Annotated in this window: 22 protein-coding genes; 13 read left to right on the plus strand and 9 right to left on the minus strand. The window is 50.4% G+C overall.

Annotated elements, in window-relative coordinates; all coding sequences use genetic code 11:
- Positions 1 to 92: 92 nt before the first annotated feature.
- The gene (locus C4F37_RS00510; RefSeq protein ID WP_001556883.1) at positions 93 to 1,460 is read right to left on the minus strand and encodes a GGDEF domain-containing protein; all 1,368 of its coding nucleotides are present in this window, start codon (positions 1,458 to 1,460) and stop codon (positions 93 to 95) included.
- A gap of 586 nt (positions 1,461 to 2,046) precedes the next feature.
- Between C4F37_RS00510 and pgaA the strand changes: the two genes are divergently transcribed.
- The 4 genes from pgaA to pgaD are packed head-to-tail and all read left to right on the plus strand — an operon-like array spanning position 2,047 to position 8,230.
- On the plus strand, positions 2,047 to 4,470 hold the full coding sequence (gene pgaA, locus C4F37_RS00515) for a poly-beta-1,6 N-acetyl-D-glucosamine export porin PgaA (RefSeq protein ID WP_001538541.1): 2,424 nt from the start codon (positions 2,047 to 2,049) through the stop codon (positions 4,468 to 4,470).
- An 8-nt stretch (positions 4,471 to 4,478) separates the two neighbouring features.
- Positions 4,479 to 6,497, plus strand: coding sequence for a poly-beta-1,6-N-acetyl-D-glucosamine N-deacetylase PgaB (pgaB, locus tag C4F37_RS00520; protein ID WP_000945532.1), 2,019 nt, complete (start codon positions 4,479 to 4,481; stop codon positions 6,495 to 6,497).
- Entirely contained in the window at positions 6,490 to 7,815 is a 1,326-nt protein-coding gene (gene pgaC, locus C4F37_RS00525) for a poly-beta-1,6-N-acetyl-D-glucosamine synthase (protein ID WP_000610438.1), read from the plus strand. The genes pgaB and pgaC overlap by 8 nt, the downstream gene beginning before the upstream one ends.
- A 1-nt stretch (position 7,816) precedes the next feature.
- On the plus strand, positions 7,817 to 8,230 hold the full coding sequence (pgaD, locus tag C4F37_RS00530; protein ID WP_001061090.1) for a poly-beta-1,6-N-acetyl-D-glucosamine biosynthesis protein PgaD: 414 nt from the start codon (positions 7,817 to 7,819) through the stop codon (positions 8,228 to 8,230).
- 49 nt (positions 8,231 to 8,279) lie between these two features.
- On the opposite strand, the gene phoH is transcribed toward pgaD, so the two are convergent.
- From phoH to C4F37_RS00570, 6 genes are all read right to left on the minus strand, one after another.
- On the minus strand, positions 8,280 to 9,068 hold the full coding sequence (gene phoH, locus C4F37_RS00535; protein WP_000533536.1) for a phosphate starvation-inducible protein PhoH: 789 nt from the start codon (positions 9,066 to 9,068) through the stop codon (positions 8,280 to 8,282).
- Positions 9,069 to 9,694: 626 nt separating this feature from the next.
- Complete coding sequence (efeB, locus tag C4F37_RS00545) at positions 9,695 to 10,966, minus strand: iron uptake transporter deferrochelatase/peroxidase subunit (protein WP_001199132.1); 1,272 nt, start codon at positions 10,964 to 10,966, stop codon at positions 9,695 to 9,697.
- Between the two features lie 5 nt (positions 10,967 to 10,971).
- Positions 10,972 to 12,099, minus strand: coding sequence for an iron uptake system protein EfeO (gene efeO / locus C4F37_RS00550; RefSeq protein ID WP_000154386.1), 1,128 nt, complete (start codon positions 12,097 to 12,099; stop codon positions 10,972 to 10,974).
- Positions 12,100 to 12,156: 57 nt separating this feature from the next.
- A complete protein-coding gene (efeU, locus tag C4F37_RS00555; RefSeq protein ID WP_000497947.1) occupies positions 12,157 to 12,987 on the minus strand; it encodes an iron uptake transporter permease EfeU in 831 nt (276 codons plus the stop codon).
- 219 nt (positions 12,988 to 13,206) lie between these two features.
- Positions 13,207 to 14,715: a sodium/proline symporter PutP gene (putP, locus tag C4F37_RS00560; protein ID WP_001018494.1), complete on the minus strand. Its 1,509-nt coding sequence runs from the start codon at positions 14,713 to 14,715 to the stop codon at positions 13,207 to 13,209.
- A 158-nt stretch (positions 14,716 to 14,873) separates the two neighbouring features.
- On the minus strand, positions 14,874 to 15,083 hold the full coding sequence (locus tag C4F37_RS00570) for a hypothetical protein (RefSeq protein WP_000979523.1): 210 nt from the start codon (positions 15,081 to 15,083) through the stop codon (positions 14,874 to 14,876).
- A gap of 54 nt (positions 15,084 to 15,137) precedes the next feature.
- Between C4F37_RS00570 and putA the strand changes: the two genes are divergently transcribed.
- On the plus strand, positions 15,138 to 19,100 hold the full coding sequence (gene putA / locus C4F37_RS00575; RefSeq protein WP_001538539.1) for a trifunctional transcriptional regulator/proline dehydrogenase/L-glutamate gamma-semialdehyde dehydrogenase: 3,963 nt from the start codon (positions 15,138 to 15,140) through the stop codon (positions 19,098 to 19,100).
- A 39-nt stretch (positions 19,101 to 19,139) separates the two neighbouring features.
- Here putA and rutR read toward each other — a convergent pair whose 3' ends face one another.
- Positions 19,140 to 19,778, minus strand: a complete 639-nt coding sequence (gene rutR / locus C4F37_RS00580) for an HTH-type transcriptional regulator RutR (RefSeq protein WP_000191701.1) — start codon at positions 19,776 to 19,778, stop codon at positions 19,140 to 19,142.
- 287 nt (positions 19,779 to 20,065) lie between these two features.
- On the opposite strand from rutR, the gene rutA reads away from it, so the two are divergent.
- The 7 genes from rutA to rutG are packed head-to-tail and all read left to right on the plus strand — an operon-like array spanning position 20,066 to position 25,509.
- Positions 20,066 to 21,157 carry a pyrimidine utilization protein A gene (gene rutA / locus C4F37_RS00585; protein WP_001538538.1) on the plus strand — a complete coding sequence of 364 codons (1,092 nt, stop codon included), beginning with the start codon at positions 20,066 to 20,068 and terminating at the stop codon, positions 21,155 to 21,157.
- Entirely contained in the window at positions 21,157 to 21,849 is a 693-nt protein-coding gene (gene rutB / locus C4F37_RS00590) for a peroxyureidoacrylate/ureidoacrylate amidohydrolase RutB (RefSeq protein ID WP_024186820.1), read from the plus strand. The genes rutA and rutB overlap by 1 nt, the downstream gene beginning before the upstream one ends.
- An 11-nt stretch (positions 21,850 to 21,860) precedes the next feature.
- Positions 21,861 to 22,247 carry a 3-aminoacrylate deaminase gene (gene rutC / locus C4F37_RS00595; RefSeq protein WP_001126780.1) on the plus strand — a complete coding sequence of 129 codons (387 nt, stop codon included), beginning with the start codon at positions 21,861 to 21,863 and terminating at the stop codon, positions 22,245 to 22,247.
- A gap of 7 nt (positions 22,248 to 22,254) precedes the next feature.
- Positions 22,255 to 23,055: a pyrimidine utilization protein D gene (gene rutD / locus C4F37_RS00600; RefSeq protein WP_001337722.1), complete on the plus strand. Its 801-nt coding sequence runs from the start codon at positions 22,255 to 22,257 to the stop codon at positions 23,053 to 23,055.
- 9 nt (positions 23,056 to 23,064) lie between these two features.
- On the plus strand, positions 23,065 to 23,655 hold the full coding sequence (locus tag C4F37_RS00605) for a malonic semialdehyde reductase (protein WP_001001162.1): 591 nt from the start codon (positions 23,065 to 23,067) through the stop codon (positions 23,653 to 23,655).
- A gap of 10 nt (positions 23,656 to 23,665) precedes the next feature.
- A complete protein-coding gene (gene rutF, locus C4F37_RS00610) occupies positions 23,666 to 24,160 on the plus strand; it encodes an NADH-dependent FMN reductase RutF (protein WP_001028102.1) in 495 nt (164 codons plus the stop codon).
- Between the two features lie 20 nt (positions 24,161 to 24,180).
- Positions 24,181 to 25,509, plus strand: a complete 1,329-nt coding sequence (rutG, locus tag C4F37_RS00615; protein ID WP_001298362.1) for a pyrimidine utilization transport protein G — start codon at positions 24,181 to 24,183, stop codon at positions 25,507 to 25,509.
- A gap of 82 nt (positions 25,510 to 25,591) precedes the next feature.
- Here the strand turns inward: rutG and C4F37_RS00620 are convergent, their stop codons facing one another.
- A complete protein-coding gene (locus tag C4F37_RS00620) occupies positions 25,592 to 25,765 on the minus strand; it encodes a general stress protein (protein ID WP_001273658.1) in 174 nt (57 codons plus the stop codon).
- A gap of 372 nt (positions 25,766 to 26,137) precedes the next feature.
- Here C4F37_RS00620 and wrbA point away from each other — a divergent pair, with 372 nt between their 5' ends.
- Complete coding sequence (wrbA, locus tag C4F37_RS00630) at positions 26,138 to 26,734, plus strand: NAD(P)H:quinone oxidoreductase (RefSeq protein ID WP_001151437.1); 597 nt, start codon at positions 26,138 to 26,140, stop codon at positions 26,732 to 26,734.
- The last annotated feature ends 5 nt before the right edge of the window (positions 26,735 to 26,739 follow it).

A 26,739-nucleotide genomic window follows, 5' to 3' on the forward strand; every position in this document is an offset into this window, starting at 1 on the left:
AGCTCGTACGAAAGTACGGGCTTTTTTTTCGTATATTGCACACACCGGGGGGATGAGAAGCCCCGATCGGGGTTCGACAACTGGCGACAGACTCATTCATCATCCTTGCGGTTGATAAGAATTTCTGCCTCTTTTACTACCACCTTATTACGCCCGGTCTCTTTCGCCTCGTAAAGTGCGTTATCAGCCAGTTGATAGATCTCCTTAGGGTTTAACTCATTTTTCTGCGTTACAACAGCGCCAATACTAATCGTCACTTTTTGTGGTATGGCGTATTCAGGATTATCGCCAGTTAAACGTTCAACATTTTCCCGAATCCTTTCCGCTAAAGCTTTCGCACATTCAGTATCGATCTCCGTCAGCAAGACGCCAAACTCTTCGCCGCCAACGCGCGCTAAAAGGTCATCTGGTCGTATGCTTTTCCCAATGATATTCACCACTGTCTTTATCACTTGATCGCCAACCGGATGTCCCCAGGTGTCGTTGACTTTTTTGAAGTGGTCAATATCCATAATCATGACGCAATAAGGTGTTTTTTTGGCCGATGCTGATTGAACCGTCAGTTCATTAAAAAAATAATTTCTGTTAAATATATTGGTTAAGGGATCGCGATGTGCAATGTCCTTTGTTACTCGTAGCGCACTGAATATATGGCACATAAAAATTACCAAAACGGTTAACTTACTGACTACTTCAATAGTGCGACTAATATACCAAATGGACACGCTATACCTGCTCATAAATAACAGAGAGATATTGTACAGCACGGCACAAAAAGCAATCACCGACACACCGTTCCAGATATCACAGCGTAAACCATTAAAGTATAGATTAACCGAAAGCAAGGTTAACCACATGAAAATCATTATGGTAACATATGAGGCTTTCCAAACCACCTGACCATTTTCATTGGTTAACTCGGCAATGTGTAAATCGTAGCTCTCATAATGGCTAGAAAATATGTGAGCAACTATCGGCCCCCCAAGAACAAAAAACAAAGTTATGCACAAAGTCACTTTTTTGGAAAACAAATTTCGCTGTTTTGTGTTTTCACTAACTTTATTTACCAATGCCAGAAATATTAATACGCACAAACTCATCTGACGAAACAAATAATAAATTGCAATGTCATTTTGAACAACACTGCTTGTCAAACGCCCCTCAATAATTTGCTGAATGATAATGACGGTTTTAATAAAGTAAATCAAACAACTTAAAAAAGCCAAACTAAGTATACAGTTTGAAAATTGCCTACGGTCATAAATGAAATACAACTGCATAAAAATAAATGAAACAGTATCGATAAAAAATAAAGCAATCATAACCATCAGATAGGTTGATCGTGGAACAACTTCCTCAACGGTTGGCTGATTGAACCAACTATTCACCAAAACCAACGCAAGCCCAAACAATAAACTCACTAATACAGTACTACTAATTCCCAAATAGTCTTTTTCCATAAAGCTACACCAATCTGTAGGTTGTAGATCCCTTTCTGTCATTAATAGATATAAGAACTGTACTGTTGTCAATATAAAAATCCACCACAAACAATACCAATGATGATAGTTGCAGACCGCAATTATTATTACCTTAGTGCTTTATACATTCTTCGCGACAAGACAGGCTTGCAAATACATATAAATGGTTATAAGGAAATCCTTATAAAACATTAATTCATAGATATATTAGGAATAACAATTGAATCCGTGAGTACAGTAACGCTGCATTTCATCAGGACTTTCGAAAAATCCGATATCATGCATCGGAATTTACTGATTTAATTATTTTAATCCTAATTTATTTTGAAAAAGGCATTGGGATTTATGCCGTATTCCTGAAGATCCTCATCATTGGAATGGATTTTCGGGCGAGAAAAGGATTTTATATGGACAATCTGCTCATCATTTCTTCTTCTCATCATCAACAATTCACGTGTCTCTTCCGCGTTTAATAACGGATTATGAGATGCAAAAATATCTTTCTTTTCAGTTACCTGTAATTAGATATAGAGAGAGATTTTGGCAATACATGGAGTAATACAGGATGTATTCAAGTAGCAGAAAAAGGTGCCCGAAAACCAAATGGGCTTTGAAACTTCTTACTGCCGCATTTTTAGCAGCGAGTCCCGCGGCGAAGAGTGCTGTTAATAACGCCTATGATGCATTGATTATTGAAGCTCGCAAAGGAAATACTCAGCCAGCTTTGTCATGGTTTGCACAAAAATCAACACTCAGTAATAACCAAATTGCTGACTGGTTACAAATTGCCTTATGGGCCGGGCAAGATAAACAGGTTATTACCGTTTACAGCCGCTACCGTCATCAGCAATTACCAGCGCGTGGTTATGCAGCTGTCGCCGTCGCTTATCGTAACCTGCAACAATGGCAAAACTCGCTTACACTGTGGCAAAAGGCGCTCTCTCTGGAGCCGCAAAATAAGGATTATCAACGGGGACAAATTTTAACCCTGGCAGATGCGGGTCACTATGATACTGCGCTGGTTAAACTTAAGCAGCTTAAATCTGGAGCGCCGGACAAAGCCAATTTACTCGCAGAAGCCTATATCTATAAACTGACGGGGCGTCATCAGGATGAATTACGGGCGATGACAGAGTCATTACCTGAAAATGCATCTAAGCAACAATATCCCACAGAATACGTGCAGGCATTACGTAATAATCAACTAGCTGCCGCGATTGACGATGCCAATTTAACGCCAGATATTCGCGCTGATATTCATGCCGAACTGATCAGACTGTCGTTTATGCCTACGCGCAGTGAAAGTGAACGTTATGCCATTGCCGATCGCGCCCTCGCCCAATACGCTGCATTAGAAATTCTGTGGCACGATAACTCAGACCGCACTGCCCAGTACCAGCGTATTCAGGTTGATCATCTTGGCGCGTTATTAACTCGCGATCGTTATAAAGACGTTATTTCTCACTATCAGCGTTTAAAAAATACGAGGCAAATTATTCCGCCCTGGGCGCAATATTGGGTTGCGTCGGCTTATCTCAAAGAACAGCAGCCAAAAAAAGCACAGTCAATAATGACAGAGCTCTTTTATCACAAGGAGACCATTGCCCCGGATTTATCCGATGAAGAACTTGCGGATCTCTTTTACAGCCACCTGGAGAGTGAAAATTATCCCGGCGCGCTAACTGTCACCCAACATACCATTAATACTTCGCCGCCTTTCCTTCGGTTAATGGGCACGCCTACGAGCATCCCGAATGATACCTGGTTACAGGGGCATTCGTTTCTCTCAACCGTAGCAAAATATAGTAATGATCTTCCTCAGGCTGAAATGATAGCCAGAGAGCTTGCTTATAACGCACCAGGAAATCAGGGACTGCGCATTGATTACGCGAGTGTGTTACAAGCCCGCGGTTGGCCTCGTGCAGCAGAAAATGAATTAAAAAAAGCAGAAGTGATCGAGCCACGTAATATTAATCTGGAGGTTGAACAAGCATGGACAGCATTAACGTTACAAGAATGGCAGCAGACAGCTGTCTTAACGCACGATGTTGTCGAACGTGAACCGCAAGATCCCGGCGTTGTACGTTTAAAACGTGCGGTTGATGTACATAATCTTGCAGAGCTTCGTATAGCTGGTTCAACAGGAATTGATGCCGAAGGCCCGGATAGTGGTAAACATGATGTCGACTTAACCACCATCGTTTATTCACCACCGCTGAAGGATAACTGGCGCGGTTTTGCTGGATTCGGTTATGCCGATGGACAATTTAGCGAAGGAAAAGGGATTGTTCGCGACTGGCTGGCGGGTGTTGAGTGGCGGTCACGTAATATCTGGCTCGAGGCGGAGTACGCTGAACGCGTTTTCAATCATGAGCATAAACCCGGCGCGCGCCTGTCTGGCTGGTATGATTTTAATGATAACTGGCGTATTGGTTCGCAACTGGAACGCCTCTCTCACCGCGTTCCATTACGGGCAATGAAAAATGGTGTTACAGGCAACAGTGCTCAGGCTTATGTTCGCTGGTATCAAAATGAGCGGCGTAAGTACGGTGTCTCCTGGGCTTTCACTGATTTTTCCGACAGTAACCAGCGTCAGGAAGTCTCACTTGAGGGTCAGGAACGCATCTGGTCTTCACCATATTTGATTGTCGATTTCCTACCCAATCTGTATTACGAACAAAATACAGAACACGACACTCCATACTACAACCCTATAAAAACGTTCGATATTGTTCCGGCATTTGAGGCAAGTCATTTGTTATGGCGAAGCTATGAAAATAGCTGGGAGCAAATCTTCAGCGCAGGTGTTGGTGCCTCCTGGCAAAAACATTATGGCACGGATGTCGTCACCCAACTCGGCTACGGGCAACGTATTAGCTGGAATGACGTGATTGATGCTGGCGCAACGCTACGCTGGGAAAAACGACCTTATGACGGTGACAGAGAACACAACTTATACGTTGAATTCGATATGACATTCAGATTTTAAGGATAAATATGTTACGTAATGGAAATAAATATATCCTGATGCTGGTGAGTATAATTATGCTCACTGCGTGCATTAGCCAGTCAAGAACATCATTTATACCGCCACAGGATCGCGAATCTTTACTCGCCGAGCAACCGTGGCCGCATAATGGTTTTGTGGCGATTTCATGGCATAACGTTGAAGACGAAGCTGCCGACCAGCGTTTTATGTCAGTGCGGACATCAGCACTGCGTGAACAATTTGCCTGGCTGCGCGAGAACGGTTATCAACCGGTCAGTATTGCTCAAATTCGTGAAGCACATCAAGGAGGAAAACCGCTACCGGAAAAAGCAGTAGTGCTGACTTTTGATGACGGCTACCAGAGTTTTTATACCCGTGTCTTCCCAATTCTTCAGGCCTTCCAGTGGCCGGCTGTATGGGCTCCCGTCGGCAGTTGGGTCGATACTCCAGCGGATAAACAAGTGAAATTTGGTGATGAGATGGTCAGTCGAGAATATTTTGCCACGTGGCAACAAGTGCGAGAAGTTGCGCGTTCCCGGCTCGTTGCGGTCGCTTCTCATACATGGGATTCTCACTACGGTATTCAGGCTAATGCCACCGGCAGCTTATTACCTGCATATGTAAATCGTGCATATTTTACTGACCATGCACGGTATGAAACCGCAGCAGAATACCGGGAAAGAATTCGTCTGGATGCTGTAAAAATGACGGAATACCTGCGTACAAAGGCTGAGGTAAATCCACACGTTTTTGTTTGGCCTTATGGCGAAGCGAATGGCATAGCAATCGCGGAATTAAAAAAACTCGGTTATGACATGTTCTTCACCCTTGAATCAGGTTTGGCAAATGCGTCGCAATTAGATTCCATTCCGCGAGTATTAATCGCCAATAATCCCTCATTAAAAGAGTTTGCCCAGCAAATTATTACCGTACAGGAAAAACCACTACAACGGGTAATGCATATCGATCTTGATTACATTTATGACGAAAACCGCCAGCAAATGGATCGCAATATTGATGTGCTAATTCAGCGGGTAAAAGATATGCAAATATCTACCGTGTATTTACAAGCATTTGCTGATCCCGATGGTGATGGGCTGGTTAAAGAGGTCTGGTTTCCAAATCGTTTGCTACCAATGAAAGCAGATATTTTTAGTCGGGTTGCCTGGCAATTGCGTACCCGCTCAGGTGTAAACATCTATGCGTGGATGCCGGTATTAAGCTGGGATTTAGATCCCACATTAACGCGAGTAAAATACTTACCAACTGGGGAGAAAAAAGCACAAATTCATCCTGAACAATACCGCCGTCTCTCTCCTTTCGATGACAGGGTCAGAGCACAAGTTGGCATGTTATATGATGATCTTGCCGGACATGCTGCTTTTGATGGCATATTGTTCCACGATGATGCTTTGCTTTCAGATTATGAAGATGCCAGTGCAGCGGCTATCGCGGCTTATCAGCAAGCTGGCTTTAGCGGGAGTCTGAGCGAAATTCGACAAAACCCGGAGCAATTTAAACAGTGGACCCGCTTTAAAAGTCGTGCGTTAACTGACTTCACTTTAGAACTTAGTGCGCGCGTAAAAGCCATTCGTGGTCCACATGTTAAAACTGCACGAAATATTTTTGCACTTCCGGTAATACAACCTGAAAGTGAAGCCTGGTTTGCACAGAATTATGCTGATTTCCTAAAAAGCTATGACTGGACCGCTATTATGGCTATGCCTTATATGGAAGGCGTCACAGAAAAATCGGCTGATCAATGGTTAACACAATTGACCAATCAGATGAAAAGCATCCCGCAGGCTAAAGACAAATCAATTTTAGAATTACAGGCACAAAACTGGCAGAAAAATGGTCAGCATCAGGCTATTTCTTCACAACAACTCGCTCACTGGATGAGCCTATTACAACTGAATGGAGTGAAAAATTATGGTTATTATCCCGACAATTTTCTGCATAACCAACCTGAAATAGACGTTATTCGTCCTGAGTTTTCAACAGCCTGGTATCCGAAAAATGATTAATCGCATCGTATCGTTTTTTATATTATGTCTGGTGTTATGCATACCTCTATGCGTAGCGTACTTTCACTCTGGTGAACTGATGATGAGGTTCGTTTTCTTCTGGCCGTTTTTTATGTCCATTATGTGGATTATTGGCGGCGTCTATTTCTGGGTCTATCGTGAACGCCACTGGCCGTGGGGAGAAAACGCACCAGCCCCCCAGTTGAAAGATAATCCATCTATCTCCATTATCATTCCCTGTTTTAATGAGGAGAAAAACGTTGAGGAAACTATACATGCCGCTTTAGCACAGCGTTATGAGAACATTGAAGTTATTGCCGTAAATGATGGTTCAACAGACAAAACCCGTGCCATCCTGGATCACATGGCTGCACAAATTCCCCGTCTGCGGGTCATTCATCTGGCGCAAAACCAGGGGAAAGCCATTGCGCTTAAAACCGGAGCTGCCGCGGCGAAAAGTGAATATCTGGTGTGCATTGATGGCGACGCGTTATTAGACCGCGATGCAGCGGCATATATTGTGGAACCGATGTTGTACAACCCACGTGTGGGTGCCGTAACCGGTAATCCTCGTATTCGCACACGTTCTACCCTGGTGGGTAAAATTCAGGTTGGCGAGTATTCCTCAATTATTGGTTTGATCAAGCGGACCCAGCGTATCTATGGAAACGTATTTACCGTTTCCGGTGTTATTGCCGCATTTCGTCGCAGCGCCCTGGCAGAAGTGGGTTACTGGAGTGACGATATGATCACCGAAGATATTGATATTAGCTGGAAGCTGCAGTTGAATCAGTGGACGATTTTTTACGAGCCACGGGCGCTGTGCTGGATATTAATGCCTGAAACGTTAAAAGGGCTGTGGAAACAGCGCCTGCGCTGGGCTCAGGGCGGTGCAGAAGTATTCCTCAAAAATATGACAAGGTTGTGGCGAAAAGAAAACTTTCGAATGTGGCCACTGTTTTTTGAATACTGCCTGACGACAATATGGGCCTTTACCTGCCTGGTCGGTTTCATTATTTACGCAGTCCAACTTGCAGGTGTACCGTTAAATATTGAATTGACACATATCGCAGCGACACATACTGCCGGAATATTATTGTGCACGTTATGTTTACTGCAATTTATTGTCAGTCTGGTAATTGAGAATCGCTATGAGCACAATCTGGCTTCATCGCTTTTCTGGATTATTTGGTTTCCGGTTATTTTCTGGATGCTAAGCCTGGCAACGACATTGGTATCATTTACACGTGTCATGTTGATGCCTAAAAAACAACGCGCTCGTTGGGTAAGTCCCGATCGTGGGATTCTGAGAGGTTAATATGAACAATCTAATTATTACGACCCGACAATCGCCAGTACGTTTACTGGTTGATTATGTTGCCACAACCATCTTGTGGACATTATTTGCTTTGTTCATATTCTTATTCGCCATTGATCTGCTGACGGGTTATTACTGGCAAAGCGAGGCCAGAAGCCGACTTCAGTTCTATTTTTTGCTGGCAGTGGCGAATGCCGTCGTGTTAATCGTCTGGGCATTGTACAATAAGCTGCGTTTTAAAAAACAGCAGCATCATGCAGCATACCAATATACGCCGCAAGAATATGCAGAGAGCTTAGCAATACCTGATGAGCTTTATCAGCAACTACAAAAAAGCCACAGGATGAGCGTACACTTCACCAGTCAGGGACAAATAAAAATGGTGGTTTCAGAAAAAACGCTAGTCCGGGTATAAACACCCAAAACAAAGCCCGGTTCGCCCGGGCTCTGCACCGATAATACACTTAACTGTATGCATGTAGCGTACGTTGGCAAAGTGCCGAACGTACGCAATCCTCTTTACCGAATCGGACGATCCCGACCATTTCATCCTCTTCGAAACGTTCCAGCGCGTCACTTAATCCGGAGCGCACGCCGCGAGGCAAATCGCATTGCGTGATATCACCGTTGACGATAACCGTCACGTTCTCCCCGAGGCGGGTTAAAAACATTTTCATTTGCGCGGCAGTCACATTCTGCGCCTCGTCAAGAATGACGACTGCATTTTCAAAGGTACGTCCACGCATATAGGCGAACGGCGCAATTTCCACCTTCCCTATTTCCGGTCGCAGGCAGTACTGCATAAAGGAAGCCCCTAAGCGACGGACCAGCACGTCGTAGACCGGGCGAAAATAGGGAGCAAACTTTTCTGCGATATCACCAGGTAAGAAACCAAGATCTTCATCGGCTTGCAGAACTGGACGGGTAACGATAATCCTGTCGACATCCTTATGTATCAGGGCCTCTGCCGCTTTTGCTGCGCTGATCCAGGTTTTTCCGCACCCGGCTTCGCCCGTGGCAAATATCAGCTGCTTACTCTCAATAGCCTTCAGATAGTGCAATTGCGCTTCATTTCGCGCGAGGATGGGCGAGGTATCGCGACTGTCGCGGGCCATACCAATGGCTTCTACGCCGCTCATCTGCACAAGCGAGGTGACCGATTCTTCTTCACGCTGCTTATGGCTGCGCGAATCCCGTCTCAGCACACGTTTTGCCTCGCGACGAGCTTTGATCACTGCTTTTTGTCTTCCCATGGAGAGCACCTTGAGTTGTTTGTATTCATCACACGCGCCGTTGGCAGCGCGATTATGCGCACGAACATCAGAGGGTTGGCTTCCTTGTAAGCCATAGTTTGCTTTTGGATAAAATGCCGAAAAACGGCTACGCGCACCGTTTACGGCGTCGGTAACACATGAAAAGAAAGGATGAGGTTGAAAATACAAAGTGACGAGATGACTACCGGAGGAGAAATCTCCGCGAGTGGTGGCGCGCTGATTATCTAAAACATGTCCAGTACAGGACGTTACCATCCGCGATCTCCATAGTGACTGACTATCACTGCCGGGAACTTCCGCTGCTACTTAATAAGTACAACAGATTTCGCATTCATTGCAACAATATATTCACTTATATTTAACTATAAAACACCATTTCAGTGACATTAGTTTCTACTGGAAAGATGACAGAGTGATGACAGTGATGAAAAAAGCTGTGTGCTTTCAGCAGGATTCGCAGTACTGGTAAAAGCTTGCCGGATGCGGCGTGAACGCCTTATCCGGCCTACCGACCCGCACCGATTGTAGGCATGATAAGACGCGCAAGCGTCGCATCAGTGTACGAACGCCTGGTGCGGCGTAAACGCCTTATCCGCCTAAAAACATTAAACCCGCAATAATGCGCTTCCGAGATAATCGTTCGCGTCCTTCACACCCGGCAGCGCAAAGAAATAGCCGCCACCGATAGGTTTGACATATTCCTCCAGCGCCTCGCCATTCAACCTTTTTTGTACTGTCAGGAAGCCCTTTTCCAGATCGTGTTGGTAGCAGACAAACAGTAGCCCCATATCGAGTTGCCCGGAATTGGTGACGCCCAACGAATAACTGTAGCCACGACGCAGCATCAGGCTGGACTCGCTCTCCGCCGTGCGGGGATTCGCCAGCCGGATATGGCTGTCCAGCGCAATCACCTTCCCTTCCGGATCGCTAGCGTAATCGGGAACATCATGCTCATGCAGCATGCCCAGCGGCGCACCGGTTTGCTTATCACGACCAAATATCGTCTGCTGCTCTTTCAGCGGCGTTCTGTCCCAAAATTCCACTCGAAACTGAATCAAGCGTACTGCCTGATAGCTGCCACCGATTGTCCACGCAGGCTCCTGCTGATCTGCCGTCACCCACACCACTTTTTGCATCAACTTCGCATTCTGGCTATCGGGATTGGCGGTGCCGTCTTTAAAGCCCAGCAAATTTATCGGCGTCTCTTTGCCTTTACTACGCGCTGCGTGGTCGGAAATAAACCCTTCCCGCTTCCAGCGCACGCTGAGCAAATCCGGCGTGTGTTTGATGATATCGCGCAGCGCATGGATCACCGTGTCCTGGGTGTTGGCGCAAATTTGTAGCAACACATCACCATGACATAACGCCGCATCCAGCGAGTCGTTAGGGAAACGCGTCATCTTCTGCAACTTTTTTGGCATCTGTGGCGCAAGGCCAAAGCGCTCATCAAACAATGAGTGACCCACCGATAACGTGATGGTGAGATTATCGGGCGCAATGTAGCCGCCAAGAATGCCGGAATCGAGTGGTGGCAGGCGCGGATTTGGCGTTTCTGGTGCCGCTCCGCCCTGAGTCAGAAAAGCAAAACGCTGAGTCAACAAGCGAAACAACCGTTCAAGATCGGCTTTATCGCTGGCAAGCACATCAAACGCCACCAGCATCATTGCAGCCTGTTGTGGTGTCAGGATCCCTGCCTGATGCTCACCATAAAACGGCTGTTTCTCATTGCGTGCATCCGGTGAAAGCGTCCCCGGCGCACTTTGCGTTTTTTGTGCATGAGCGACCGGACAACTTCCCGCCAGCGCCAGCGCACCAATCCCTTTCAGTAAACGTCGGCGTGACGGTTCATTCACGCCGTTTTCATCTTCATACTGCATAACGCTTAGTCCAGCCCCAGCACACCGCGAAGTTGCGCCAGATCTTCCGCCAGCGCAGTAATCGGTCCTTTCAGTGCATTCCGGTCAGCATCGGTCAGTTTGTCGTAATTTTCAAAACCGTCTTTAGTACGGTATTTCGCCAGAATGGTATCGACCTTTTTGAAGTTGGCATCGACTTTTGCCAACAGTTCCGGATTCGCTTTTTGTAGTTGTGGACGCAGCAGATCGACAATTTTCTGCGAGCCTTCAACGTTAGCCTGGAAATCCCACAGATCGGTGTGGCTGTAGCGATCTTCTTCACCGCTGATTTTGCTGGCTGCCACTTCCTCAATCAGTCCGGCTGCACCGCCGACCACTTTTGAAGGAGGGAAAGCCAGTTCACTGATGCGTTTTTGCAAATCGACCACATCGGTATAAAGCTGGTCAGCATACTTATCCATCCCTTTGGTGGTGTTATCGCCAAACAATGCTTTTTCCAGACGGTGGAAACCGGTGAATTTCGGATCGGCGGATTTTTGCTCGTAATCATCTTCACGGGCGTCAATGCTGCCATCCAGATCGGAGAACAGTTCAGCAATCGGTTCGATGCGCTCATAGTGCTGGCGCGTCGGCGCATACAGTGCTTTCGCTTTTTCGATATCGCCTGCTTTAATAGCGTCGGTAAAGGCTTTGGTGTCGGTCACCAGTTGCGTGGTTTCCGCCATGACATACGCTTTATATGCAGTAATTGCACCACCAAGACTTAACAGCGCATCACTTTGCGCCGCATCCGCCGTTGCTTCACCTTTGACGATCAACTTCCCTTTCGGGTTAGTCAGCAGACCGCAGGTCATATCGTATTCGCCAGGCTGTAAATTCGCCGTCATTTTCTGGCTAAAACCAGGGGCGATATTTTCCCGCTCTTCCACCACCATCACGCCTTTGAGGATCTCCCACTCCAGCGCCTTCTGGCTGTGGTTCTGAATAATGAACTGTGTTTTCCCGGCGTTAACCGTAATGGTCATCGGCTCGCACTGCTTATCCGTCACGGTCACTTTGACTTGCGGAATATCAGCGGCGTTAGCCATAAAAGCAGAAGAGAACAGCGCAGCCACGCTCAACTGCAATGCGTTACGGCGGAAGTTAATGGTCATGACGAGACTATCCCTTTAAAGTATGTTGTAACTAAGCAAGAGTTTGCGTCGTATTTGCTACACGGAGCGGGACGCAGTCGCCCCTGCGCGTGGTGGCAGAACAAATGCCACCAGCGCCGGGATGAGATAAATAAACCAGACGGCGACTTCGCTGACGCTCGGTGCTTCCTGATAGCCAAAAATCCCTTCCATCAGTGTGCCAAACAGCGAGTGAGTTGAGAGCACCGCGCTCATATCGAAGGCGATTTCCTGAAAGTGGTTCCACAATCCGGCTTCATGAAATGCGCGAATAGCACCAGCTGCCAGCCCTGCGGCGACGAAGAGAATAAACAGGCTGGTCCATTTAAAAAATGCACCAAGATTGAGGCGAATACCGCCCCAGTAGAGCAGGAAGCCGAGCACCACGGCTGTAGCAAGACCGAGCATTGCACCCAGCGGCGGCCAGATCCCGACATCTTGTTGAAACGCCGCCAGCAGGAAAAAGACCGACTCCAGCCCCTCCCTTGCAACGGCAAAAAAGACCATCATCACCAGCGCCCAGCCATGATGATTTCCACGCTGCAATGCGCTATCGACTGCCTGCTCCAGTTGTACTTTGACGTTGCGCGACACTTTGCGCATCCAGAAAACCATCCAGGTAAGGATCACCACGGCGATCACCGCCACGATACCTTCAAACAGTTCCTGTTCTTTTTGCGGAAATTCGCCGGTGGTTTCGTTAATGAAGATACCCAAGCCCAGGCACAACGCAGCGGCAAGCAACACGCCAATCCACATTACACCAATCCATCGGCCTCGCTGGGTACGCTTAAGATAGCTGGCAATCAAACTGACAATCAGCGCGGCTTCAAGTCCTTCGCGCAACATAATGAGAAACGGAACAAACATGCCACCCACCCTTAAACGTTTTTCTGAGTCAATCTATGCAAAGAAAAGTAAATCGCAGTGATAGCGATTATCATTACGATGAAGAAAAATACAAGTGGAATGTAGTGATAATGATGAGAAGATGTAAAAATATTTTGAGAAAAAACGCAGAGGGCAATCACTGATTGCCCTCTGCCTGCTTCCTGTTATGACGTGAAATTTCCGGTAAAACGCCTTCCCTTACCCTTCCTGCAACCGTGACGGCGGAGCCGAATGATAGTGCGCATCGGCCTCGGCAAAGCGTTTTTGCATCGCCGCTGACGGCGCTTTACCCAGCAAACTAAACACTACAATCCCGATACTGCCGAAGATAAAGCCCGGAATAATTTCGTACAGACCCAGCCAACCGAACTGTTTCCAGACGATAACCGTCAGCGCACCGATGATCATCCCCGCCAGCGCACCGTTGCGCGTCATGCGTGACCACATCACCGAGAACAGCACCACCGGACCAAACGCTGCGCCAAAGCCTGCCCACGCGTAGCTCACTAAGCCCAGCACGCGGTTTTCCGGGTTTGCCGCCAGCGCAATCGCCACCAGCGCCACCACCAGCACCATCACTCGCCCTACCCACACCAGCTCTTTCTGGCTGGCCTGTTTACGCAGAAACGCTTTGTATAAATCTTCGGTAATCGCACTGGAACATACCAGCAGCTGGCAACTTAACGTTGACATTACCGCCGCCAGAATCGCCGACAGCAAAATCCCGGCAATCCACGGGTTAAACAGAATTTGCGCCAGTTCAATAAACACGCGTTCAGCGTTCTGGTTTACCGCACCTGCTACCGCCGGGTGCTCGTTAAAGTAAGCGATACCAAAGAAGCCGACAGCCACCGCCCCTGCCAGGCAGAGGATCATCCAGGTCATACTGATACGACGCGCATGGACAATGCTGTGGTGAGAATCTGCCGCCATAAAACGCGCCAGGATGTGCGGCTGCCCGAAGTAACCCAGCCCCCACCCCATCAGCGAGATAATGGCGACAAAATTCAACCCTTTGAGCATATCCACGTTTTCGATGCTCTTTTGTTTGATTACTTCCAGCGAGTCGCCAAACCCACCGACGCTAATGATCACGATAACCGGCGTCAGGATCAGGGCAAAAATCATCAGGCTGGCCTGTACAGTGTCAGTCCAGCTCACCGCGAGGAAACCGCCAATAAAGGTGTAAAGGATCGTCGCCGCAGCCCCCGCCCACAGAGCCGTTTCGTAGCTCATGCCAAAGGTACTTTCAAACAGACGCGCGCCTGCCACAATGCCCGAAGCGCAATAAATGGTGAAGAACAGCAAAATAACCAGCGCGGAGATAATGCGCAAAATGCGGCTTTTATCTTCAAAGCGCCCGGTGAAATAATCCGGCAATGTTAAGGCGTTATTGTTGTATTCGGTATGCACACGCAACCGCCCGGCCACCAGCTTCCAGTTGATCCACGCGCCTAATGTCAGACCAATGGCGATCCAGCTTTCGGAAATCCCGGAAAGAAAAACAGCGCCTGGCAACCCCATTAACAGCCAGCCGCTCATATCCGACGCACCCGCCGATAATGCCGTCACGAATGGCCCAAGACTACGACCGCCCAGAATATAGTCGTCGAAGTTTTTCGTTGATCGCCAGGCGATAAACCCAATCAATATCATGCCAAAGATATAGACACAAAATGTCACCAACATCGGTGTGCTAATAGCCATCTAAAGTCTCCAAAAAATTATTATCGGCAATGTCGAAACTTGCCGTTATATCTGCCACCGGAACGGGGTAACAGAGTTTATGTTTTACCAGGGCGACCGTATCCTGCCGGAAGCGCTGGTTATTCACAATCGATTTAACACACCATTTACATTAAATTTTAGTGCTCAGCGACACTATTTTTCATCAGGTTGCACTCTCTCACATTTTTTGCGGTTGCACCTTTCAAAAATGTTAACTGCCGCAGAGAAAAAGTCTGAGTTATTTTTTTAATCCCTGTCATATCGATTTCGTTTATTAACATTTCATTCATTTTTAAGCTTGCTACGCAGGTCACATTTAACACGGTTGCACAAAGTTGCAACATCATGGATATTTCACGATAACGTTAAGTTGCACCTTTCAGAACAACAGGAGTAATGGCATGGGAACCACCACCATGGGGGTTAAGCTGGACGACGCGACGCGTGAGCGTATTAAGTCTGCCGCGACACGTATCGATCGCACACCACACTGGTTAATTAAACAGGCGATTTTTTCTTATCTTGAACAACTGGAAAACAGCGATACTCTCCCGGAGCTACCAGCGCTGCTTTCTGGCGCGGCCAATGAGAGCGATGAAGCACCGACTCCGGCAGAGGAACCACACCAGCCTTTCCTCGACTTTGCCGAGCAAATATTGCCCCAGTCGGTTTCCCGCGCCGCCATCACCGCCGCCTATCGCCGCCCGGAAACCGAAGCGGTTTCTATGCTGCTGGAACAAGCTCGCCTGCCGCAGCCAGTAGCTGAACAGGCGCACAAACTGGCGTATCAACTGGCCGATAAACTGCGTAATCAAAAAAACGCCAGTGGTCGCGCAGGTATGGTTCAGGGGTTATTGCAGGAGTTTTCGTTGTCATCGCAGGAAGGCGTGGCGCTGATGTGTCTGGCGGAAGCGTTGTTGCGTATTCCCGACAAAGCCACCCGTGACGCGTTAATTCGCGACAAAATCAGTAACGGTAACTGGCAGTCACACATTGGTCGTAGCCCGTCCCTGTTTGTTAATGCCGCTACCTGGGGGCTGCTGTTTACCGGCAAACTGGTTTCCACCCATAACGAAGCCAGCCTCTCCCGCTCGCTGAACCGCATTATCGGTAAGAGCGGTGAACCGCTGATCCGCAAAGGTGTGGATATGGCGATGCGCCTGATGGGCGAGCAGTTCGTCACGGGCGAAACCATCGCGGAAGCGTTAGCCAATGCCCGCAAACTGGAAGAGAAAGGTTTCCGTTACTCTTACGATATGCTGGGCGAAGCCGCACTGACTGCCGCAGATGCACAAGCGTATATGGTTTCCTATCAGCAGGCGATTCACGCCATTGGTAAAGCGTCTAACGGTCGTGGCATCTATGAAGGTCCGGGCATTTCAATCAAGCTGTCGGCGCTACATCCGCGTTATAGCCGCGCCCAGTATGACCGGGTAATGGAAGAGCTTTACCCGCGTCTGAAATCACTCACCCTGCTGGCGCGTCAGTACGATATTGGTATTAACATCGATGCCGAAGAGGCCGATCGTCTGGAGATCTCCCTCGATCTGCTGGAAAAACTCTGTTTCGAGCCTGAACTGGCAGGCTGGAACGGCATCGGTTTTGTTATTCAGGCTTATCAAAAACGCTGCCCGTTGGTGATCGATTACCTGATTGATCTCGCCACCCGCAGCCGTCGCCGTCTGATGATTCGCCTGGTGAAAGGCGCGTACTGGGATAGTGAAATCAAGCGTGCACAGATGGACGGCCTTGAAGGTTATCCGGTTTATACCCGCAAGGTGTATACCGACGTTTCTTATCTTGCCTGTGCGAAAAAACTGCTGGCGGTGCCAAATCTAATCTACCCGCAGTTCGCGACGCACAACGCCCATACGCTGGCGGCAATTTATCAACTGGCGGGTCAAAACTACTACCCGGGTCAGTACGAGTTCCAGTGCCTGCATGGTATGGGCGAGCCACTGTATGAGCAGGTCACCGGGAAAGTTGCCGACGGCAAACTTAACCGTCCGTGTCGTATTTATGCTCCGGTCGGTACACATGAAACGCTGCTGGCATATCTGGTGCGCCGCCTGCTGGAAAACGGTGCTAACACCTCGTTTGTTAACCGTATTGCCGACACCTCTTTGCCACTGGATGAACTGGTCGCCGATCCAGTCACTGCTGTAGAAAAACTGGCGCAACAGGAAGGGCAAACTGGATTACCGCATCCGAAAATTCCCCTGCCGCGCGATCTTTACGGTCACGGGCGCGACAACTCGGCAGGGCTGGATCTCGCTAACGAACACCGTCTGGCCTCGCTCTCCTCTGCCCTGCTCAATAGTGCACTGCAAAAATGGCAGGCCTTGCCAATGCTGGAACAATCGGTCGCGGCTGGTGAGATGTCGCCCGTTATTAACCCTGCGGAACCGAAAGATATTGTGGGCTATGTGCGTGAAGCCACGCCGCGTGAAGTAGAACAGGCGCTGGAAAGTGCGGTTAATAACGCGCCAATCTGGTTTGCCACTCCTCCGGCTGAACGCGCGGCGATTTTGCATCGCGCTGCCGTGCTAATGGAAAGCCAGATGCAGCAACTGATTGGTATTCTGGTGCGTGAAGCCGGAAAAACCTTCAGTAACGCCATTGCCGAAGTGCGCGAAGCGGTCGATTTTCTCCACTACTATGCCGGACAGGTGCGGGATGATTTCGCTAACGAAACCCACCGTCCATTAGGGCCTGTGGTATGTATCAGTCCGTGGAACTTCCCGCTGGCTATTTTCACCGGGCAGATCGCTGCCGCACTGGCGGCAGGTAACAGCGTGCTGGCAAAACCGGCAGAACAAACGCCGCTGATTGCCGCGCAAGGGATCGCCATTTTGCTGGAAGCGGGTGTACCGCCAGGCGTGGTGCAATTGCTGCCAGGTCGGGGTGAAACCGTGGGCGCGCAACTGACGGGTGATGAACGCGTGCGCGGGGTGATGTTTACCGGTTCAACCGAAGTCGCTACGTTACTGCAACGCAATATCGCCAGCCGCCTGGACGCTCAGGGTCGCCCAATTCCGCTCATTGCGGAAACCGGCGGCATGAACGCGATGATTGTCGATTCTTCAGCACTGACCGAACAAGTCGTAATAGATGTGCTGGCCTCGGCGTTCGACAGTGCAGGTCAGCGTTGTTCGGCACTGCGCGTGCTGTGCCTGCAAGATGAGATTGCCGACCACACGCTGAAAATGCTGCGCGGCGCAATGGCCGAATGCCGGATGGGTAATCCGGGTCGCCTGACCACCGATATCGGTCCGGTGATTGATAGCGAAGCGAAAGCCAATATCGAGCGTCATATTCAGACCATGCGTAGTAAAGGCCGCCAGGTGTTCCAGGCGGTGCGGGAAAACAGCGAAGATGCCCGTGAATGGCAAAGCGGCACCTTTGTCGCTCCGACGCTGATCGAACTGGATGACTTTGCCGAATTACAAAAAGAGGTCTTTGGTCCGGTGCTGCATGTGGTGCGTTACAACCGTAACCAGCTCCCAGAGCTGATCGAGCAGATTAACGCTTCCGGCTATGGTCTGACGCTTGGCGTTCATACGCGTATTGATGAAACCATTGCCCAGGTCACTGGCTCGGCCCAGGTCGGTAATCTGTACGTTAACCGTAATATGGTGGGCGCGGTGGTTGGGGTGCAACCGTTCGGCGGCGAAGGGTTGTCCGGTACCGGGCCGAAAGCAGGCGGTCCGCTCTATCTCTACCGTCTGCTGGCGAATCGCCCGGAAAGTGCGCTGGCGGTGACGCTCGCGCGTCAGGATGCGGAGTATCCGGTCGATGCGCAGTTGAAAGCCGCATTGACTCAGCCGCTAAATGCACTGCGGGAATGGGCGGCAAACCGTCCAGAATTGCAGGCGTTATGTACGCAATATGGCGAGTTGGCGCAGGCAGGAACACAACGATTGTTGCCAGGGCCGACGGGTGAACGCAACACCTGGACGCTGCTGCCGCGTGAGCGCGTGTTGTGTATTGCGGATGATGAACAGGATGCGCTGACTCAGCTCGCCGCCGTGCTGGCGGTGGGTAGCCAGGTGCTGTGGCCGGATGATGCGCTGCATCGTCAGTTAGTGAAGGCATTGCCATCGGCAGTCAGCGAACGTATTCAACTGGCGAAAGCGGAAAATATAACCGCTCAACCATTTGATGCGGTGATCTTCCACGGTGATTCGGATCAGCTTCGCGCATTGTGTGAAGCCGTTGCCGCACGGGATGGTGCAATTGTTTCGGTGCAGGGTTTTGCCCGTGGCGAAAGCAATATCCTTCTGGAACGGCTGTATATCGAGCGTTCGCTGAGTGTGAATACCGCTGCTGCTGGCGGTAACGCCAGTTTAATGACGATCGGTTAAACAGGTAGCCGGAGGATGTTACAACCTCCTCCGGCATCTTTAACGTGGTCGAATCCCCTCAATAATAATCCGCTGCACGTTTTCAACCGTTTGATTGAAAAACACCTCATCGCGCAACGTCGCGCCTGTCACCGCCTCCACCTGAGGGGCAAAATCGGCGTAATGTTGAGTGGAAGCCCAAATCATAAAAATCAAATGCTGCGGGTCAATCGGCGCGAGTTTGCCGCTTTTAACCCAACCGGCAATGAGCGCCGATTTCTCATCAATTAATGCCTTCAAATCGCCCGTCAGTTCATCCATTAACAGCGGTGCACCTGCCAGCATCTCCATACAGAACAGGCGCGAAGCCTGCGGATAATCGCGGGAAACTTCCAGCTTCAGACGGATGTATTCTTTGATCGCCGCCAGCGGGGCGAAATCTTCTCGAAACGCTTTTAACGGTGCCAGCCAGATATCGAGAATCTGCCGCAGTACGGCTATATACAGCGCCTCTTTTGACGGAAAGTAATACAGCAGATTGGTTTTTGAAACACCCGCCAACTCCGCGATCTGCTCCAGCCTTGTGCCGTGAAAACCGAATTGTGAAAAAGTGTCCAGTGCTGCGCTAAGAATCGCTTTTTTCTTCGCGCTTACTGCGCGCGAACGCTTACCCGTTGTTTTCACTGCGCCTTGCGTCATGCGCTCTCCCCTCTTGTTGATTGGCAACAGGATAGCAAAACCCCCGCCCGGCCTCGACCTTCTGCACTCTCATCGCGCACGAATGCATGTTTTATGTGCAACTGTTTTGACCGTTTAGTCCACTTTTTTTTAGGCATTTTAGACAACTTAACATTAACACATTAATAACATTCACTTTTTAAAAACTGGCATCCGCTTTGCAAACAAGCCATTACGCGGCTGAAAAGGATATGCAGGATGCAGCGCCCCGTCTGACTTTCACTTTACGAGACGAAGAGAGGTTGATGATGAAAATTGGCGTATTCGTACCTATTGGCAACAACGGCTGGCTCATTTCGACCCACGCGCCGCAGTACATGCCGACATTTGAACTGAATAAAGCCATTGTGCAAAAAGCGGAGCACTACCATTTCGATTTCGCCCTGTCGATGATCAAACTGCGTGGCTTTGGCGGCAAAACTGAGTTCTGGGATCACAACCTTGAGTCGTTCACCTTGATGGCGGGGCTGGCAGCCGTCACCTCACGCATTCAGATATACGCGACAGCTGCCACCTTAACGTTACCTCCGGCAATCGTCGCCCGTATGGCCGCAACCATCGACTCCATCTCTGGCGGGCGTTTTGGCGTCAACCTCGTGACTGGCTGGCAGAAGCCCGAGTATGAGCAGATGGGGATCTGGCCTGGCGATGACTATTTCTCCCGTCGTTACGACTATCTCACCGAATATGTTCAGGTGCTGCGCGACCTGTGGGGCTCGGGGAAAAGCGATTTTAAAGGCGATTTTTTCACTATGGATGATTGTCGCGTCAGTCCGCAACCGAGTGTCCCCATGAAAGTGATCTGCGCCGGGCAAAGCGACGCTGGCATGGCGTTCTCCGCCCGGTATGCCGATTTTAACTTCTGTTTCGGCAAAGGCGTAAATACACCCACGGCTTTCGCCCCGACCGCTGCGCGGATGAAACAGGCCGCAGAGCAAACCGGACGCGACGTTGGCTCTTATGTGTTGTTTATGGTGATTGCCGACGAAACCGACAATGCCGCTCGCGCCAAATGGGAACACTACAAAGCGGGCGCGGATGAAGAGGCGTTAAGCTGGCTAACCGAACAAAGTCAGAAAGATACCCGCTCCGGTACAGACACCAACGTCCGTCAGATGGCCGATCCCACTTCGGCGGTAAACATCAATATGGGGACGTTAGTCGGTTCTTACGCCAGTGTCGCGCGCATGTTAGATGAAGTCGCAAGCGTGCCTGGTGCCGAAGGCGTGCTGTTGACCTTCGATGATTTTCTGTCGGGAATCGAAAACTTCGGCGAGCGCATTCAACCACTGATGCAGTGCCGCGCCCATCTCCCTGCGCTGACTCAGGAGGTGGCATGATGACGACCTTAACCGCACGACCGGAAGCCATTACCTTCGATCCGCAGCAAACTGCGCTGATCGTGGTGGATATGCAAAATGCCTATGCCACGCCAGGCGGCTACTTAGATCTCGCCGGGTTTGATGTCTCAACCACTCGCCCGGTCATTGCCAACATTCAAACCGCCGTGACCGCAGCGCGAACGGCAGGGATGCTGATCATCTGGTTTCAAAATGGCTGGGATGAACAGTATGTCGAGGCTGGCGGCCCCGGCTCACCAAATTTTCATAAATCGAACGCCCTGAAAACCATGCGTAATCAGCCGCAGCTGCAGGGGAAATTGCTGGCGAAAGGCTCCTGGGATTATCAACTGGTGGATGAACTGATGCCGCAGCCTGGCGATATTGTGCTGCCGAAGCCGCGCTACAGCGGTTTCTTCAATACGCCGCTGGACAGCATTTTGCGCAGCCGTGGAATACGCCATCTGGTTTTCACCGGTATCGCTACCAACGTCTGCGTCGAATCGACGCTACGCGACGGCTTTTTTCTGGAGTATTTCGGCGTGGTGCTGGAAGACGCAACACACCAGGCGGGGCCGGAATTTGCACAGAAAGCCGCGTTGTTCAATATCGAAACCTTTTTTGGCTGGGTCAGCGACGTCGAAACGTTCTGCGACGCGCTTTCTTCCACGTCCTTTGCTCGTATCGCTTAAGGAGTTTAACGATGCCAAAATCCGTAATTATTCCTGCTGGCAGCAGCGCACCGCTGGCCCCCTTCGTTCCCGGCACGCTGGCTGATGGCGTGGTGTATGTCTCCGGTACGCTGGCTTTTGATCAACATAACAACGTGCTGTTTGCCGATGACCCAAAGGCGCAAACCCGCCACGTTCTGGAAACCATCCGCAAGGTCATCGAGACGGCGGGTGGCACGATGGCGGATGTGACCTTCAACAGCATCTTTATTACCGACTGGAAAAATTACGCCGCGATTAACGAAATCTACGCCGAGTTTTTCCCGGGTGACAAACCGGCGCGATTCTGCATTCAGTGCGGACTGGTAAAACCTGACGCGCTGGTGGAAATCGCCACAATTGCGCATATCGCCAAGTGAGGCCGCGATGAAACTTTCACTCTCACCTCCCCCTTATGCTGATGCGCCCGTAGTGGTGTTGATTTCGGGTCTTGGCGGTAGCGGCAGTTACTGGTTACCGCAACTGGCGGTGCTGGATCAGGAGTATCAGGTAGTCTGTTACGACCAGCGCGGCACCGGCAATAATCCCGACACGCTGGCAGAAGATTACAGTATCGCCCAGATGGCAGCGGAACTGCATCAGGCGCTGGTAGCCGCAGGGATTGAGCGTTACGCGGTGGTCGGCCATGCGCTCGGTGCGCTGGTGGGAATGCAGCTGGCGCTGGATTATCCCGCGTCGGTAACTGTGCTGGTCAGCGTTAACGGCTGGCTACGAATAAACGCCCATACGCGCCGCTGTTTTCAGGTTCGCGAACAGTTACTACATAGCGGCGGCGCGCAGGCATGGGTGGAAGCGCAGCCGTTGTTCCTCTATCCCGCCGACTGGATGGCGGCCCGCGCACCTCGCCTTGAGGCAGAAGACGCGCTGGCACTGGCGCATTTTCAAGGCAAAAATAATTTACTGCGTCGACTTAACGCCCTCAAACGCGCTGACTTTAGTCACCATGCGGATCGTATCCGCTGCCCGGTGCAAATCATCTGCGCCAGTGATGATCTGCTGGTGCCAACAGCATGTTCCAGTGAACTTCATGCCGCCCTGCCCGATAGCCAGAAAATGGTGATGCGCTATGGCGGACACGCTTGCAACGTGACCGATCCCGAAACGTTTAATGCTCTGTTACTCAACGGGCTTGCCAGCCTGTTACATCACCGTGAAGCCGCTCTGTAAGGAATTGCTATGAACGAAGCCGTTAGCCCAGGTGCGCTTAGCACCCTGTTCACCGATGCCCGCACTCACAACGGCTGGCGGGAGCCCCCCGTCAGCGATGAGACGTTACGGGAGATTTATGCCCTGATGAAATGGGGGCCGACATCTGCTAACTGTTCTCCGGCACGGATCGTGTTTATCCGCACTGCAGAAGGAAAAGAACGTCTGCGCCCGGCGCTTTCCAGCGGCAATCTGCAAAAAACCCTGACCGCGCCCGTCACCGCTATCGTCGCCTGGGACAGTGAATTTTATGAACGGTTACCACAGCTGTTTCCTCACGGCGATGCCCGCAGTTGGTTTACCTCCAGTCCACAACTTGCCGAAGAAACAGCGTTTCGCAACAGTTCCATGCAGGCGGCCTATCTGATCGTCGCCTGCCGTGCGCTGGGGCTGGATACCGGCCCGATGTCGGGCTTTGACCGTCAATACGTTGACGATGCCTTTTTTGCGGGCAGCACGCTGAAGAGCAATCTGCTGATTAATATCGGCTATGGCGATTCCAGCAAACTTTTTGCGCGCCTGCCACGTCTGTCCTTTGAAGAAGCCTGCGGGCTGTTGTAAGGAGCAAACAATGAACATTGTCGATCAACAAACCTTTCGCGATGCGATGTCCTGTATGGGTGCGGCGGTCAATATCATCACTACGGACGGTCCAGCCGGGCGCGCCGGGTTCACCGCCAGCGCCGTCTGCAGCGTGACCGACACGCCGCCCACATTACTGGTGTGCCTGAATCGTGGGGCGTCCGTCTGGCCGGTATTCAATGAAAATCGAACGCTGTGTGTAAATACACTTAGCGCCGGGCAGGAGTCGCTTTCAAACCTTTTTGGCGGCAAAACGCCCATGGAACACCGCTTTGCCGCCGCCCGCTGGCAGACTGGTGTGACCGGATGCCCGCAACTGGAAGAGGCACTGGTTTCGTTTGACTGCCGTATCAGCCAGGTGGTGAGCGTCGGCACCCACGACATTTTGTTTTGCGCCATCGAAGCGATTCATCGTCACGCCACACCCTACGGGCTGGTGTGGTTCGATCGCAGTTATCACGCGCTGATGCGCCCTGCTTGTTAACCTCCTTAAGGAGACAGCTGATGGCAATGTTCGGTTTTCCTCACTGGCAGTTAAAATCGACCTCTACAGAGAGCGGCGTGGTCGCGCCGGATGAACGATTGCCGTTTGCTCAAACGGCAGTAATGGGCGTTCAACACGCGGTGGCGATGTTTGGCGCGACGGTGTTAATGCCAATTCTGATGGGGCTGGATCCCAATCTTTCCATTTTAATGTCGGGGATCGGCACGTTACTGTTTTTCTTTATTACCGGCGGGCGCGTGCCCAGTTATCTCGGTTCCAGCGCGGCTTTTGTCGGCGTGGTGATTGCCGCGACGGGCTTTAATGGTCAGGGAATTAATCCGAATATCAGCATCGCGCTGGGCGGGATTATCGCCTGTGGGCTGGTTTATACCGTCATTGGCCTGGTGGTGATGAAAATCGGTACGCGCTGGATTGAACGACTAATGCCGCCGGTTGTGACGGGTGCGGTAGTGATGGCGATTGGCCTGAACTTAGCGCCTATCGCAGTGAAAAATGTATCGGCTTCGGCCTTTGATAGCTGGATGGCGGTAATGACGGTGCTATGTATTGGGCTGGTGGCCGTATTTACCCGTGGCATGATCCAGCGATTATTGATTCTCGTAGGATTAATTGTCGCCTGTCTGCTGTATGGCGTGATGACCAACGTTTTAGGGCTGGGAAAAGCCGTCGATTTTACTCTCGTCAGCCATGCTGCCTGGTTCGGTCTGCCACATTTTTCCACTCCTGCTTTTAATGGTCAGGCAATGATGCTGATTGCGCCCGTGGCGGTGATTCTGGTGGCGGAAAACTTAGGTCATCTCAAGGCGGTCGCCGGGATGACCGGACGCAATATGGACCCGTATATGGGGCGGGCATTCGTAGGCGATGGGCTGGCGACGATGCTTTCTGGCTCTGTCGGCGGTAGCGGCGTAACCACCTACGCCGAGAATATCGGTGTGATGGCCGTGACAAAAGTCTACTCGACGCTGGTGTTTGTTGCCGCTGCCGTCATCGCCATGCTGTTGGGCTTTTCGCCGAAATTTGGCGCGCTGATCCATACTATTCCGGCTGCGGTGATTGGTGGTGCATCAATTGTTGTGTTCGGGCTGATTGCCGTCGCAGGCGCACGGATCTGGGTACAAAACAGTGTGGATTTAAGCCAGAACGGTAATTTGATTATGGTCGCAGTAACCTTAGTGCTGGGTGCGGGTGATTTTGCTCTCACACTGGGCGGTTTTACGTTGGGAGGGATCGGTACAGCCACCTTTGGCGCGATTTTACTCAATGCGTTGTTAAGCAGAAGGTTGGTTGACGTTCCACCGCCAGAAGTTGTTCATCAGGAGCCATAAACAGAAAACCGCCGGGGTAACCGGCGGTGATGGCGTTTTGACGAGCTACAGACAAAAATGCATGCGTCATTGATTAGCCCGGCTAGTTGTCGCTTTTACCGTGACTGCTCTTGCCACCTTTTTTACCTGCTTCTGATGCGCGCTGCGGGTCATTTTTGAAATTACCCCCGCTGTGCTGTCCACCTTTTTTACCTGCTTCTGATGCTCTTTCGCGGTCTTCTGCAAAATTGCCGGAACCGCCTCGATGGTTTGCCATTACTGACCTCCGTCTGGGTATAGACATCATATTGCATAGAATTAACGCGGCGTATGGCGGCTGCCATATTTTCGCTACGTGGGACTAAGCTTAGTGAACTGACGCGGGCAGACCCGCGTTTGGTAATATCCTGCAACAGCTTCTTAGCGAGAATAGATATCATCTCCAATAATTATCCATAAGCCGCTCTTATGATTAAAAAAACGCGATGAGATAAAAATGTGTCATTTTGCGACAAAATTACGTGCTTGTGAAAGTTGTTATAAATCAAATAAGTGGTTGTGAAATTTGCACTCTGAAAAGGACGTCTTATCTTTAAATAAGTGGTAGCGAATCGCTACGGAATAGAGATAACACGAGGAGTGGTTAGAAATGGCTAAAGTTCTGGTGCTTTATTATTCCATGTACGGACATATTGAAACGATGGCACGCGCAGTTGCTGAGGGTGCAAGCAAAGTGGATGGCGCAGAAGTTGTCGTTAAGCGTGTACCGGAAACCATGCCGCCGCAATTATTTGAAAAAGCAGGCGGTAAAACGCAAACTGCACCGGTTGCAACCCCGCAAGAACTGGCCGATTACGACGCCATTATTTTTGGTACACCTACCCGCTTTGGTAACATGTCCGGTCAAATGCGTACCTTCCTCGACCAGACGGGCGGCCTGTGGGCTTCCGGCGCACTATACGGAAAACTGGCGAGCGTCTTTAGTTCCACCGGTACTGGCGGCGGTCAGGAACAAACCATCACATCCACCTGGACGACCCTTGCGCATCACGGCATGGTGATTGTCCCCATTGGCTACGCAGCGCAGGAATTATTTGACGTTTCACAGGTTCGCGGCGGTACGCCGTACGGCGCAACCACCATCGCAGGCGGTGACGGTTCACGCCAGCCCAGCCAGGAAGAACTGTCTATTGCTCGTTATCAAGGGGAATATGTCGCAGGTCTGGCAGTTAAACTTAACGGCTAATCTTC

Origin of the sequence: Escherichia sp. R1 (assembly GCF_003000935.1) — a bacterium.
In the GTDB taxonomy this organism is placed as follows: Bacteria; Pseudomonadota; Gammaproteobacteria; order Enterobacterales; family Enterobacteriaceae; genus Escherichia; species Escherichia coli.

What these genes read in the sequence shown, in the direction of transcription:
- C4F37_RS00510 (WP_001556883.1), bottom strand. Translation starts at nt 1,460, where the DNA reads ATGGAAAAAGACTATTTGGGAATTAGTAGTACTGTATTAGTGAGTTTA.
- pgaA (WP_001538541.1), top strand. Translation starts at nt 2,047, where the DNA reads ATGTATTCAAGTAGCAGAAAAAGGTGCCCGAAAACCAAATGGGCTTTG.
- pgaB (WP_000945532.1), top strand. Translation starts at nt 4,479, where the DNA reads ATGTTACGTAATGGAAATAAATATATCCTGATGCTGGTGAGTATAATT.
- pgaC (WP_000610438.1), top strand. Translation starts at nt 6,490, where the DNA reads ATGATTAATCGCATCGTATCGTTTTTTATATTATGTCTGGTGTTATGC.
- pgaD (WP_001061090.1), top strand. Translation starts at nt 7,817, where the DNA reads ATGAACAATCTAATTATTACGACCCGACAATCGCCAGTACGTTTACTG.
- phoH (WP_000533536.1), bottom strand. Translation starts at nt 9,068, where the DNA reads ATGGGAAGACAAAAAGCAGTGATCAAAGCTCGTCGCGAGGCAAAACGT.
- efeB (WP_001199132.1), bottom strand. Translation starts at nt 10,966, where the DNA reads ATGCAGTATGAAGATGAAAACGGCGTGAATGAACCGTCACGCCGACGT.
- efeO (WP_000154386.1), bottom strand. Translation starts at nt 12,099, where the DNA reads ATGACCATTAACTTCCGCCGTAACGCATTGCAGTTGAGCGTGGCTGCG.
- efeU (WP_000497947.1), bottom strand. Translation starts at nt 12,987, where the DNA reads ATGTTTGTTCCGTTTCTCATTATGTTGCGCGAAGGACTTGAAGCCGCG.
- putP (WP_001018494.1), bottom strand. Translation starts at nt 14,715, where the DNA reads ATGGCTATTAGCACACCGATGTTGGTGACATTTTGTGTCTATATCTTT.
- C4F37_RS00570 (WP_000979523.1), bottom strand. Translation starts at nt 15,083, where the DNA reads ATGATGTTGCAACTTTGTGCAACCGTGTTAAATGTGACCTGCGTAGCA.
- putA (WP_001538539.1), top strand. Translation starts at nt 15,138, where the DNA reads ATGGGAACCACCACCATGGGGGTTAAGCTGGACGACGCGACGCGTGAG.
- rutR (WP_000191701.1), bottom strand. Translation starts at nt 19,778, where the DNA reads ATGACGCAAGGCGCAGTGAAAACAACGGGTAAGCGTTCGCGCGCAGTA.
- rutA (WP_001538538.1), top strand. Translation starts at nt 20,066, where the DNA reads ATGAAAATTGGCGTATTCGTACCTATTGGCAACAACGGCTGGCTCATT.
- rutB (WP_024186820.1), top strand. Translation starts at nt 21,157, where the DNA reads ATGACGACCTTAACCGCACGACCGGAAGCCATTACCTTCGATCCGCAG.
- rutC (WP_001126780.1), top strand. Translation starts at nt 21,861, where the DNA reads ATGCCAAAATCCGTAATTATTCCTGCTGGCAGCAGCGCACCGCTGGCC.
- rutD (WP_001337722.1), top strand. Translation starts at nt 22,255, where the DNA reads ATGAAACTTTCACTCTCACCTCCCCCTTATGCTGATGCGCCCGTAGTG.
- C4F37_RS00605 (WP_001001162.1), top strand. Translation starts at nt 23,065, where the DNA reads ATGAACGAAGCCGTTAGCCCAGGTGCGCTTAGCACCCTGTTCACCGAT.
- rutF (WP_001028102.1), top strand. Translation starts at nt 23,666, where the DNA reads ATGAACATTGTCGATCAACAAACCTTTCGCGATGCGATGTCCTGTATG.
- rutG (WP_001298362.1), top strand. Translation starts at nt 24,181, where the DNA reads ATGGCAATGTTCGGTTTTCCTCACTGGCAGTTAAAATCGACCTCTACA.
- C4F37_RS00620 (WP_001273658.1), bottom strand. Translation starts at nt 25,765, where the DNA reads ATGGCAAACCATCGAGGCGGTTCCGGCAATTTTGCAGAAGACCGCGAA.
- wrbA (WP_001151437.1), top strand. Translation starts at nt 26,138, where the DNA reads ATGGCTAAAGTTCTGGTGCTTTATTATTCCATGTACGGACATATTGAA.